This window comes from Bacillus sp. CH30_1T (genome assembly GCF_008364765.1).
GTDB lineage: Bacteria > Bacillota > Bacilli > Bacillales > Bacillaceae_B > Rossellomorea.
Genome location: NZ_VTUY01000001.1, coordinates 407,550 through 419,883 on the forward strand (window position 1 = coordinate 407,550; position 12,334 = coordinate 419,883).

The 12,334-nt window shown below is 44.1% G+C and carries 13 protein-coding genes and 1 other annotated feature; of the genes, 1 reads left to right on the forward strand and 12 read right to left on the reverse strand.

Annotated elements, in window-relative coordinates:
• Positions 1-24: 24 nt before the first annotated feature.
• The 10 genes from F0342_RS01880 to F0342_RS01925 all read right to left on the reverse strand — a co-directional run bounded on the left by F0342_RS01880 (position 25) and on the right by F0342_RS01925 (position 9,852).
• Positions 25-1,236 (reverse strand): MFS transporter, encoded by a 1,212-nt coding sequence (locus F0342_RS01880; protein WP_149154358.1) that lies wholly within the window; start codon positions 1,234-1,236, stop codon positions 25-27.
• Between the two features lie 62 nt (positions 1,237-1,298).
• Positions 1,299-1,547, reverse strand: a binding site (T-box leader).
• A gap of 51 nt (positions 1,548-1,598) precedes the next feature.
• Positions 1,599-2,243, reverse strand: a complete 645-nt coding sequence (locus tag F0342_RS01885; RefSeq protein WP_149154359.1) for a hypothetical protein — start codon at positions 2,241-2,243, stop codon at positions 1,599-1,601.
• Complete coding sequence (locus F0342_RS01890; protein WP_149154360.1) at positions 2,236-2,787, reverse strand: sigma-70 family RNA polymerase sigma factor; 552 nt, start codon at positions 2,785-2,787, stop codon at positions 2,236-2,238. The genes F0342_RS01885 and F0342_RS01890 overlap by 8 nt, the downstream gene beginning before the upstream one ends.
• Before the next feature lie 446 nt (positions 2,788-3,233).
• Entirely contained in the window at positions 3,234-3,434 is a 201-nt protein-coding gene (locus tag F0342_RS01895; RefSeq protein ID WP_149154361.1) for a hypothetical protein, read from the reverse strand.
• A 347-nt stretch (positions 3,435-3,781) separates the two neighbouring features.
• Positions 3,782-5,230, reverse strand: a complete 1,449-nt coding sequence (locus F0342_RS01900) for a carbon starvation CstA family protein (protein ID WP_149154362.1) — start codon at positions 5,228-5,230, stop codon at positions 3,782-3,784.
• A 284-nt stretch (positions 5,231-5,514) separates the two neighbouring features.
• Positions 5,515-6,237 carry a LytR/AlgR family response regulator transcription factor gene (locus F0342_RS01905; RefSeq protein WP_149154363.1) on the reverse strand — a complete coding sequence of 241 codons (723 nt, stop codon included), beginning with the start codon at positions 6,235-6,237 and terminating at the stop codon, positions 5,515-5,517.
• Entirely contained in the window at positions 6,234-7,970 is a 1,737-nt protein-coding gene (locus F0342_RS01910; RefSeq protein ID WP_316252573.1) for a sensor histidine kinase, read from the reverse strand. The genes F0342_RS01905 and F0342_RS01910 overlap by 4 nt, the downstream gene beginning before the upstream one ends.
• A gap of 121 nt (positions 7,971-8,091) precedes the next feature.
• Positions 8,092-8,934: a YihY/virulence factor BrkB family protein gene (locus F0342_RS01915; RefSeq protein WP_149154364.1), complete on the reverse strand. Its 843-nt coding sequence runs from the start codon at positions 8,932-8,934 to the stop codon at positions 8,092-8,094.
• A 17-nt stretch (positions 8,935-8,951) separates the two neighbouring features.
• The gene (locus tag F0342_RS01920) at positions 8,952-9,371 is read right to left on the reverse strand and encodes a hypothetical protein (protein ID WP_149154365.1); all 420 of its coding nucleotides are present in this window, start codon (positions 9,369-9,371) and stop codon (positions 8,952-8,954) included.
• The gene (locus F0342_RS01925; protein WP_149154366.1) at positions 9,358-9,852 is read right to left on the reverse strand and encodes a low molecular weight protein-tyrosine-phosphatase; all 495 of its coding nucleotides are present in this window, start codon (positions 9,850-9,852) and stop codon (positions 9,358-9,360) included. The genes F0342_RS01920 and F0342_RS01925 overlap by 14 nt, the downstream gene beginning before the upstream one ends.
• A gap of 166 nt (positions 9,853-10,018) precedes the next feature.
• On the opposite strand from F0342_RS01925, the gene F0342_RS01930 reads away from it, so the two are divergent.
• Positions 10,019-10,240, forward strand: a complete 222-nt coding sequence (locus F0342_RS01930) for a DUF1128 domain-containing protein (RefSeq protein WP_149154367.1) — start codon at positions 10,019-10,021, stop codon at positions 10,238-10,240.
• Positions 10,241-10,309: 69 nt separating this feature from the next.
• On the opposite strand, the gene F0342_RS01935 is transcribed toward F0342_RS01930, so the two are convergent.
• Both F0342_RS01935 and F0342_RS01940 read right to left on the reverse strand, forming a co-directional pair.
• Positions 10,310-10,825: a type 1 glutamine amidotransferase domain-containing protein gene (locus F0342_RS01935; protein ID WP_148967400.1), complete on the reverse strand. Its 516-nt coding sequence runs from the start codon at positions 10,823-10,825 to the stop codon at positions 10,310-10,312.
• Positions 10,826-10,909: 84 nt separating this feature from the next.
• The gene (locus F0342_RS01940; protein ID WP_149154368.1) at positions 10,910-12,244 is read right to left on the reverse strand and encodes a lysine N(6)-hydroxylase/L-ornithine N(5)-oxygenase family protein; all 1,335 of its coding nucleotides are present in this window, start codon (positions 12,242-12,244) and stop codon (positions 10,910-10,912) included.
• Positions 12,245-12,334: the final 90 nt, after the last annotated feature.

Consider the following 12,334-nt stretch of genomic DNA (forward strand, 5'->3'; position numbering starts at 1 on the left):
GTGCCCCCCCTTTTTAGTTCTTTTTTATTTATTATAACATTCAGAATAATTATATAACCGTTTTTTCATGGAGAACACACATAGGGCCACTGTAACGCCTGCCATGATCATCGACCCCGCTAACACCACAAAACGGATCGATACCACTTCGGCTCCCACTCCAATAAGTACCGTGGAAAGGATGACCAGTACCCCTTCCAGCAATCCATATATACTGCCAACCCGCCCCATGATCTCAGCGGGTATGTGTTCTTGATAAAAGGTTTCAAACCCTGTCGTCGCAAAGGCCAGTGCGAAGGATAAAACAGAGAACCCGATCGCCGCTAACAAGAAACCATTTGAAAAAGAATACATCAGATATCCAGCCGAAACCCCAAGGGAACCAACCCCCATAAGATACATATGATGGAGCTTGTGGGAAAGGACCGTGTTCAGGATCGACCCCAGTACAAACCCTCCCCCTGCTATACTCACGAGAAATCCATACGTGCTGTTTGATAGATGCAGCACCTCTTTTGAAAATGCCGCCTCAAGGGAATCAATCGCCGCCGTCATCACCAGCATACAACTGAACAAGACATAAAGGATCATCACATAAGCGGTGCGCCGGCTGAACCTCCACACCACCCGCCAATCCCCTTTGATGACATCCCATTTGGTATCACCTGTATCAACGGGGATCCCATCCTCAAGCTTCGGTAGAAAGAGGGTGATCACTCCTGATAAAAAGAGGGCCAGTGCATTCATATAAAGGGCAAACCCCGGTGTCCCCATCATGAACATCAGTCCGGCAATTCCCGGTCCAATGAGAAACGCACCAGATCCGATCAACCCCCGGAGAGCATTGAATCGCTGTCTGTTCCCCCGTGGGATGAAGGCTGTGATGTACGCCATGGATGCCGGATAAAACATGGCACTTCCCATATTGATGATCAACACAACCGCATACACCCACCAACTCGACGAAAGAAAAGGCAGTACCGCAATCAGCATCCCTCTGAAAAAATCAAGCCCTGCCATCAGATTCCGCTTGTTGACCCGGTCAATCAAGCTTCCCGCCCAGGCATTTGTCAAAAGGGCCGCCACAGGCTTCAATACATATAAAATCACCACTGCCAAGGGTGATCCCCATTCATCCAATACAATCAAATTAAGGGCGATTAAATAAATCCACCCTCCTACATTCGAAATCCCGATACCTGCTAGCAGCAATAAAGGATACTTCCACTTCCTCATTGGTTATTCCTCCTCGCGATATGTTTTGTGAAACAAAAAAATCCCACCCCCAAGACGTTGATCTTGGGGGCGAGATATATCGCGGTGCCACCCCAGTTCGTTAACATGTCGCCATACTAACCTTTTCGGGTACGGCCAACTGACTTATACCCTAGCCCGATAACGGGAGCTCCCGTCACACCATCCCCAGGAAAGGTTCCGATGCACTGCTCAGAGTCTTGGTTCAATACCGTCCCTCTTGCTCCCTTTCAGCTGCCGGAGCTCTCTGTTAAAGAATTCAGGATATCTACTCTTCTCTTCATGGCATTTAATTGAAATTTTTATCATGATAGCATGATTGAGGAAGGAAGTAAATGGAATATTCACATCGTCAGAATTTGTTTCAATATTACTTCGTACCCTGGTTTTTGTTTGATGATGGTGATGATGAGTTTGCGCAGTTCGTCGAATTCCCTTCTGTCTGCCGTCGTTCCACAATCTGAATGATAATACTCATATTCATCGTCATTCATTCTTATTCTTATCTTCATCTTGTAATGATCAAGGGAAAGAATGGTGCAATCTTCCCGGTAAGTCAACTGTTTGTTCCCTTTTAGATTCAGGCTCTCTATTTTTGAATAAATTTCACTCATTTCTTCTTTAGTGAAGGTTAGAGCTTTTTCCTCACCCTCTTGATTTGTAATCGTGTCGGTAAACGTACTTATGGTCGTTCCCCCTTCATAGCGAATCTCTACATCAAAGTTCGATTTATTCGTGAAGAAACCACTCAGCTTCTCGCTACCTAGGATTCCCCATTGCTCCCCCTTCACTACGGCAAACGCAAATACAACGATGAGAACAATGGCAAAACTGATCAATGGCGCATACCACCTGCGCCGATAATCTTTTTCCTGCTTCCCTTCAGCTACTCTTTTCCTTACATGATCCTTCATTTGATTATTAAAATCGAATCCTTTTAATCCTTCATCCGTCATTTTTCTAACCTGTCGCTGAAGCTCTCTATCCATCCTGATGCACCCCTTTTGGATACATTTTTTGTAGTTTCTCTTTCCCTGTTTTCAAACGGGTTTTAGCCGTATTGATATTGATCTCCAAGCACTCGGCAATTTCAGTTATTTTCAGTTCCTCATAATAATACAGGAATATTACTTCCCTGTATTTGATCGACAAAGATAATAATCTGGTATGCAGCTCCCTGCCCGTTTCTTTATGTATAGTTTGGGATTCCGGCCATCGACTCCTGCTCTCCTGAATCCATTCACTCAGCTTATTTGTAAAAAGCAGCTTCCTCGTCTCCCACTTCTTGAGATGGTCCTTACTCTGATTGATGGCAATCCGGATGATCCACGTCTTCAACGAGGAGTCTCCCCGAAACGAATCGTACCGCTGATAAAGTCGGACAAACACCTCTTGAGCGATATCTTCAGCAAGACTGTGATCCTTCACATAAGAATAAGCAATATACAGCACCTCTTTGCCGTATTTATTCATCACTTCTTCCAGAAATTCTTCCGTCGACTGAGTGTATTCACGTGCCTGTTCTTCATTCAAAGGGAGATCACCTCTTTTCTACTACTTTGACGACTTTGGAGTGGAAAAAGTTTGATTTTTTTAAAGGGATTGGATTTTTGAAGGAAGTTGCGCGGGATGATGAGGTGGACTATAGATTTATCGACCGTTTTTTCATTATATCAACCGTATTTTCGCGATATCGACCGTTCTTCATATAGCGACAAATTTCGTTAAGCCCGATTGAGACCTGATCTCTGCACTGAAAAATTTTTCTGCCACTTCTGTGATATATCTGCCGTTCTCACGATTTATGTGCCCTTTTTTATTTTATCTGCCGAATTCCTGATATATCCGCCATTTTACACACTTCGTCAAGTTTCGCGCTATACCGACCGCTCCCCCCGAGCCTCACCGTTCCGCCTCACCAGAAACACCATCCAAAATAAAAAAAGAGCACCCCCAATTCCCGAGCGCGCTCTCCCCCATTAGCTCCCCATCTTACGACGAGTATTGCTAGGCTTCTTCGTTTGTTGACTTTGCATGCGTTGATTCGATGCTAAACCGCCTGTTGCTTGCTTGCCGCCTGCCTGGGCTTCTTTTTTCTTTGCCAGCTGCTGCTTCATCGCTTCCTGCAGGCTGATTTTTTTCTTTCCTGGCTGTATTTGCTGATCATTATTATTCGACATAATGGAATCTCCTTTTGAGACTACTAAATTTTTGAAACTACATCTATTATAATACATCCTCCAACAGAAAACATCTCGAGTTCCAAATAAAAAAGCCAACCCGTAAAGGATTGGCCGTCATTTCCTAGTGGTATCCATTCTGCCCGTTAGCAGAACCGGATGTTTTCTGTTTCGGTTTGTGCTTGCCGTTTTGCTTTGTACCGCCGTCTTTTTTTGTTTTCTTTGTCATGCTGAATCACTCCTAATAATTAGTCGTCATTAAGAAAACTTGTGGTTTTTGAACCATTCTTATTTTGTGCTAAAAATGAAAAGAGTCTCCCGGTAATTACCGGAAAACTCTCTTATCATTAGGCTGCTGATTGAGGAACGTCTTCGTCGACTTGAATGACGGATCCATCGTTTAAGCGTTTTCTTAATGTGTAAATAAAAGCTAAGATTGCGGCGATGGTTACGGCTGTTGCTCCCATATATGCTGTGCCCATTGATAAACCGAAACCGATCGGAGCACTTAGGATATACGTGAATGTCACCATCGTCATAAAGATCGCTGGAATCGTTGCGACCCAGTGAGGTTTCTTTTGCAGCGCCAGATACATGGCACCTACCCAAAGAGCGATCATTGCTGTCGATTGGTTCGCCCAGGAGAAGTATCTCCATAATAGGTTAAAGTCGATTCGTGTCAAAACGACTGAGATTACGAACAATGGAATCGCAATCCAAAGCCTGCTGGACATTTTCACTTGTCCTACTTTGATATAGTCGGCAATGATCATACGCGCACTTCTGAATGAAGTATCACCTGACGTAATCGGAAGAATGATCACTCCAAGGATGGCGAGTGTTCCACCGATTGATCCAAGCATAAGGATCGATACTTCACTTACAACCGCTGCAGGTCCGCCTTCTTTCAGGATGGCATTCAATTCACCCGGCTGGAATAAGCTCATGGCAGCTGCTGCCCAGATCATCGCAATGATCGCTTCTAGAATCATCATACCGTAGAAAATTTTGCGTCCGTTCTTCTCATTTTGAGTCGTTCTTGAAATGATTGGTGATTGTGTGGCATGGAACCCTGAAAGTGCCCCACAAGAAATCGTCAAGAATAATAATGGGAAAATCGCTACTGATTCTGGATGCATATTCGTTAAGCTGATCTCGGGAATATCCGCCCCGGTAATCACTAATCCTGCACCGATCCCAACTGCACTAATGACAAGCAGTGCTCCGAAAAGCGGGTACACCTTACCGATGATTTTATCAATCGGTAACAAGGTTGCGACAATATAATAAATAAAGATTGCAGCAATAATGACACCTAAAGAAATCCAGGCTGGCGTTAGATTAGCGATTAATGCTGCAGGTGCTGTAACGAAAACCGTACCCACAAGCACGAGTAATAGAATCGAGAATGCGTTTACCACATGCTTCATCGTCTTGCCCAGGAAGCGTCCTGCAAGCTCCGGCAAATGAGCTCCACCGTTACGGATCGAAATCATTCCCGTTAAGTAATCATGAACCGCTCCTGCAAAAATCGCTCCGAGTACGATCCAAAGGAAGGCGACAGGTCCATAAAGTGCTCCCATGATCGGACCGAAAATGGGTCCTACACCTGCGATATTCAATAGCTGGATCATAGAGTTCTTACCCGTCTTCATTGGTACATAATCCACTCCATCCGCCTTCGCATAAGCAGGAGTCGAACGACTTTCATTGATTCCAAAAATCTTTTCAATTAATTTTCCATATGTGAAATAACCGATAATTAATACAACAATCGAGACCAGAAATGTAACCATGCTTATGATCCCCTTTCGCTCATTTATGAATACGCTTTCATTATAACAAGCATATTCACAGTTTCGTCACATTCTGTTTAAGATGTTTCAAATTGGGGTTAAGATGTTCTGAGCGAGGGTTTATGTGCAGGGAAAGAAGAGATGGTGTCTGTTACAGATGACTGGTTTGGCGCCTGGCACCGAATGCTCGATTTGTACCTGGTACAATCAACATCAAATATATCTGGTACAATCAACATCAAATATATCTGGTACAAACCAAACAATCAAATAACCACACTCACCTACAACTCCAACCGCTCCCTCAATTCCTTCACATAATTCCTGCTCACCGGAATCGCCTCATCCGCTCCATGAACCTTCAACTGATACACGCCGCTCCCCCACGGAATGAGCTCCTCCACGAACGGCAGCTGAACGAGGTAGCTTTTATGGACCCGAAAAAAAGGATATGTACTGAGCTTCGATTCCAATTCCTTGATCGGCAAGCGGCACGTATACTTCTTTTTCTCCGTACAAATAAAGGTTTCCCGCTCTTCTCGGAAGATATATAGAATGTCCTTCGGGTTGATGAATACAATTTTGTCTTCATCCTGAACCGCAAGTTTCCCCATCGAGGGAATCTCGCTCTGCTTTTTCACTTCCACTTTCAAAAGATTCTTCAAGCGTTCCATCGTTTGCGCGAGCTGATCTTCTTCAAATGGCTTCAATAAGTAGTCAACGGCTTCTACCCGGAACGCTTTAAGGGCATAATCCGGATACGCAGTGGCAAAGACGATTTCCGGTTTGTGCTTCATTTTTTGCAGGGCTTCCGCTAAGTCGACCCCGCTCATGCCCGGCATTTCAATATCAAGAATTAAGACGTCGGGTTCTTTTATTAAAATGATTTCCAATCCCTTTTCTGCAGAGCTTGCTTCTCCTACTACTTCCACCCATGAATAACCGCTTAAGAGATGCTTCATTTCTTCCCGGCTATATGGTTCGTCATCGATAATGGCGACTTTCATCCTTTTTCACTCCCTACCTTAAATACAACAGCGGTCCCGTTTCCTATTGATGAAGTGATCGATAGACCTGCTTCTTTCCCCAACATCATTTCCAATCGTTTGTTCACGTTATAGAGGCCGATGCCTGTCCCGGACTGTGATTCTATTGGTTCATGCAAAAGCTTCTCCACTCTCTCTTCATCGATCCCCGCACCGTTATCCTCAACACGAACAGTCACCTCATCACCATTCAGCGAAATCGAAATCTTCAACACAAATCCTTCTTCTACATTCTTCATCCCGTGCTTAATTGCATTTTCAACAAGAGGCTGAAGGGTAATCGAAGGGACTTTCGCCTGCAGGGCATCTTCGTCAATCTCATACACCACTTCCAGCCGGTCAAAGAAACGTGCTTCTTCAATGGCGAGATAGGCCTTTACATGCTGTCCTTCTTCTTTAAGGGTCGAGGTGGATTTCGTGCTTCCTGTCAGGTTCTGACGCACAAATTGAGATAGTGAAATCAACAGAGTCCTCGCCTTATCGGGATTGATCCTTGTCAACGACACGATGACATTGATGGTATTGAACAAGAAATGCGGATTGATCTGTGCCTGTAGCGCCTTTACTTCTGACTCTTTCGCAAGCTCTTTATGGGTATCGATTTCAGCCAGTTCAAGCTGATGACTAAGCAGGGTCGCAATCCCCTTCGTTAATTCCATCAGAATCGGCGAGATTTCTTTTTCCGAATGAAAATAGAATTTAAGCGTTCCGACAATTTCATCCCCTTTTAAAAGAGGCGCCATGATTGCCGCTCCCAATGGACATCCATTCCGGTCGCATTGAATATCCTCTCTTCCCACTTTCATGAGCTCTCCCGTTTCGATGACCCGTTTCGTCGCCTCTGTCTGAATCGGGCGTCCTTGCTGGTGATGATCCGAGGCTAATCCGACATGAGCCAGGATATGTGAAGTGTTCGTAATTGAAACCGCCAGAGCATTCACATCTCTCATCAGAATCTCACACGTTGCCTGTGCAGAGGCTGCATTCAATCCTTTCCGCATATATTTCACCGTGCTATCGGCCAGCCTCAACGCTTTCTGGGATTGAACCGCTCCCATCCGCTCTTCTTCATAAAAAACACTTTTAATGATCAGCAGGAAAATCCCGGTTCCGACCCCGTTTGCAAGGATCATCGGCCAGCCGATGTCGGAAACGAGTAAATAAGCATCATCAAATGGCTTAGATAATAGAAGAATGAGAAGCATCTGCATCCCTTCTGCAACAAAACCAACTAAAAACGCTTTTTGAGGGGAAACAAGCCTGTTCTTCTTTTCCCGCTTCCCGATCCACCCTGCCAGTAATCCCGCTAACACCGTCGAGATCCCGCAAGAGAATGCCGTAAAACCGCCAAGAAAGTATCGGTGTACTCCAGCGACCAATCCAGCTCCAAGTCCGATCCATGGGCCTCCCAGTAACCCGGCGACCACGACACCGATCACCCTGGAGTTGGCGATCGCTTCATTCTGTTGAAGATGCCACTGCCATTTTGTATATTCCTCTTGAAATGGATTCACGATCAATCCTGTGTATGTACCTACGATCCCAAAGAAACCAAACAGCAGGATGAGGAGCAGTGTCTGGGTTTTCTTCACATTGGTCCGCTTCTCGATTAAATGACGGAAGAAACTGATCCTCGTCATGATAAAGGCTATGGTCACAATGATACCAAGACGTTCGACCATTGCAGCTATCAACAAAAGCTCCACCTCGCTTTCTATTTCACATCAAAAAAGAAGACCCCCTTAAACACGAATGTTTAATAGAATCTTCCCCTACTTAAACCTGTACTATGTCCGGGGAGTGATTTCCCATATTTTAACACGAATCTTTATCTTTAATCGTGACCAATGCATTGATTTCTCCGCCGATCATGATGATGATTCCCGTTAAGTAGAACCAGATCATGAGGACGATGATTCCTCCGATGCTGCCGTATGTTGCTGAATAATTCCCAAAGCTTCCTACGTAATAAGAAAACGCCAAGGATGCGAGTACCCAGCCAAGCGTCGCAAAAATCGCCCCGGGGAACGCACTTAAGCATTTGATCCGTTTACTCGGAGCAAAAAAGTACAACCCAACGAAAATAATAAAGAGGATGATGGGACTGATCGCCCAGCGAATCCCGTTCCATACTGTTAAAAATTGCTCTGAAAATCCGAATTGAGAAAATAATAAAAGGCCAATCTGTTTTCCGAACACCGGAAGTAAAAGAGCTACGACAAATACAAGAATCATGGCTAAAGTCAATAATATAGACATGAGACGGGTAGCAATGAATGATCTTGTTTCCTCTACATCATAGGCACGGTTTAAACTCTTCACAATGGCATTCATCCCATTGGAAGCCGACCAAATCGTGGCGATGATACTGATAGACAGTAAACCGGAATTCCGGTTCGACATGATGTCCTGTAACGTTTCCTCGATCATGGACATCGTTTCCCCTGGAGCAAAATCCCTGACTAGACCCAGGATGTCCCCTTGCTCTACGGGAAGGTATGGCAAGAGTGTTACGATAAAAATCAGCAGTGGAAAGAGCGATAAAAGAAAGTAATAAGCAATTTGCGCGGCTAACCCCGTTACATCATTCGCACTAATATTTGAGAAAAGACTTTTTGAAAATCCTTTCCATCCTCCTTTGACCGTCTCATCCGACATGTTCTCACCCCGTTTCGTTAATACCCTTTAAATGAAGACGCAATTGGTTGACTCTCTTCATCCTGAGCTGTTAGTTCATTTGATGTCTCCCGCTCTGAAAACGTATCCTTATATGCTTCTGAAGAGTCTTCAAAGGTCTCTTTCGTCTCCTCGATGATTTCTTTCACCTGTGGAGTCATCCCTTTGATTTCATCTACTTTTTCACTGATAAATTGAATATCCCTGCTGACCTGATCGGCTGTCGTACGGAATTTCTCATACACTTCCTTCGATGATTCGACCAGTCTTTGAGGATTTTTTGAGTACGTTGAAATATAATTCCCGCTGTTCTTTAAAGAAGCCCCCATTTCCTGACGGGTCGTTCTATCCAGCAGGGAAAGAAGCCCCCCTGCTACGGCACCTAACAAAACCCCTTTGAAAAATTTATTGCTTCCCATATGTATTACCCTCCTTCAAATGATTGTCCTTTTTTATTTTTTCTAATAATTGGCTGCAGCCGGACTCCACTAAATCATACACTTCTTGAAAATTCCCCGTGTAGTATGGATCGGGAACATCTTTCTCCCTGCATTCTTCCACTAGGTCCAGGAGCTTGAACACCTTTCCGTGGTGATCACTATCCAGGATCTTCTTGAGGTTATGTTCATTTGAAGTGTCCATGGCCACGATGTAATCATATTTCTTATCTTCACCTTGAAATTGTCGCGCCAGCAAGCCTTCACTCTTTATACTATTTTCTCTAAGAATGGCTAAAGTTCCTTCATGAGGTTTCTTCCCAACATGCCAATCTCCTGTGCCTGCAGAGTCAACCTCAATCATCCCACCCAGGTTCTTCTCTTTTACCTTTGCCCTGAAGATCCCCTCCGCCATAGGAGACCGGCAAATATTTCCCAAACATACAAACAACACAGATACCATGAACGCGCCTCTCCTTACGTTTTAACTTACCTACTCATTTCCCATTCCTTAATAGTGTAAAACATTCTCCGAAAAAAATCCTTCTCAGGTGGAAGTTATGTTGACAGGGTGAAGGAATCATGGAAAGATAAATGTAATGAATGCACGTTAGAAAGGACGATTCCATATGGATTTATCACAAAACACAACGGAAAATATTGAATTCATGGTCACTGTCATTAAAGAAAAATTAAAAATAGTCAATGCCGGTGCCGTAAAGCCTGAAGATTTCAATGAAGAAATGTATGAAGATCTTCACGACCTTTATGTAATGGTCGATCGCAAGGACAGATTCAGCCCGAGTGAAATGACTGCGATCATTGAAGAAATGGGTAACCTGCGTAAATAATACGTAAAAGGGGACATTCCCTCAAAGGTACAAAATACCTTGGGGAATGTCCCCTTTCATTTACTTGTCCTATTTAGAAAGGAGCGCCAGTGATTCACGGTTGAATGCCGGAAGATCATCCGGTGTCCTGCTTGTCACAAGCTGGTTGCCGCATACGACGACTTCTTTATCTTCGTACGTCACACCTGCATATTCCATATCTACTTTAATGGACTTGAAGCCTGTCGCTTTTCGTCCTTCCAGTGCTTTTGCCGTGATTAATAATTGTGGACCATGGCAAATCGCAAATACCGGTTTCTTCTCATCCATGAAATGCTTCGTGAATTTCACAAAACGGTCATCTGCACGCAGCTGATCCGGAGAGAAACCGCCTGGTAATAATAGGGCATCAAAGTCTGCAGGATTGACGTCATCGATGCTCTCATCGATCTTCACCGTTGCATCGCCCTGCTTCCCTTTCACTGATTTTCCTTTTTCTTTTTCAATCGTCACAACTTCGTGACCCGCTTCTTTAAACGCTTTTTCAGGATCTGTAAATTCTACGTCTTCAAACATGTCTGTTATTAACGTTGCTATTTTAGCCATAAAATTGAAACACTCCTAGTTATCGTTTGTTTTTTTATCACACATGTCCTTTACCCTTTGTGCATAAATTCAAACACGCCCCCCTTATTTATCCATCGTGAATTGAGAAAAGATCGTATTCCGCTGCACTTTATATACTTCCTCACCTACGATGTCATTAATGATTTGAATATTTCGATCAACAGCTAATCCCAGGTTCGTAGCCCCGGCACCGTGAGAATGCTCAAGGTTTGTTACCGTGTAGTAATGGTGATCCCGATCCGGTTTCTCTTTAAATTCCAGCTTATAATTCCGGGAGACTTTATACATCTTGTCATCTTCCCAGACGATTTTGTCCTCGAACTCATCAAAAAACCATTTGGGAATATTCGGCTTATAACCCGTCGCTAGAATCACCTTATCCGTTTGGTATGAGAAGTCACGATCCTTCTGCCATTGTCGGCAATTCAGGACGTACTGATCCTCCTCTTTCCGGATCTTATTCACCTCCGTCAATGGCTGGATCGTAATGTCCGGAGAGCTATCACTGACAGAATGGTTATAAAGGATGTTGTAAATATTATTGAGTGTATCCGGATCGATCCCGTTTCTGAGCTGATCCAACGTTTGTAATGCATCCACCCGCTTCTCATACGTGAGTCCATGAAAATAATCCACATAGTCAGGGGCAAAGAATTCCTGTCCCAGCTTCGACGACTCGAGCTGTAAAATCCCTTCGGAACGGGTCAGCCATGTCAACTGATAGGAATGATCCTTCTGTTCTTTTAAAAGGACAAAGAACACCTCGGCAGCACTTTGCCCGGACCCGACAATCGTAATCGAGGAACCTTCCATCGTCGTGTTTTTATGGAACAGATACTTACTCGTATGATGGACGTCCCCATCCGGCAGACCATCCATTCCGTCTAAAATCAACGGCTTGCTTCCCGTGCCCATCACCACATGCTTCGCATAATAGATCTCACGCTCATCGGTCAATCTGTTATCGATCACAACCTTATAGCAGTCGCCTTCATCCGTGACCCCGATCACTTCACTATGGAATTGACAGCAGCTAAGCTGACTCACTACCCAGCGGGCATAATCATTGTACTCCTGCCTCGGCATTTCAAATTTTTGAAAAAAGAAAAATTTATATAAACGATTATGGGTATGTAAATAATTCAAATAACTATACCGGCTCTGTGGATTGGCAAACGTGACCAAATCCGCAATAAACGGCACCTGCAGATCCGTCAGATTTATCAACATCCCCGGATGCCACTGAAACTCCGGAGTCTGATCAAAAAACTTCACCTTCAGATCCGTCTTCTCCTCCATCAACGCCGCCAAACTTAAATTGTACGGACCAATCCCAATACCGATACAATCATATACATCTTGTCTTCTCAATTGACTCTCCTCCACAATTGTAATCATCTTTCTATTTTTACCCTAAAATGATGGCTGATTACCCTTTTTAATGAAAATAATTGTGACGGATGTGTGCGGTAGGTGAATATTTTGACT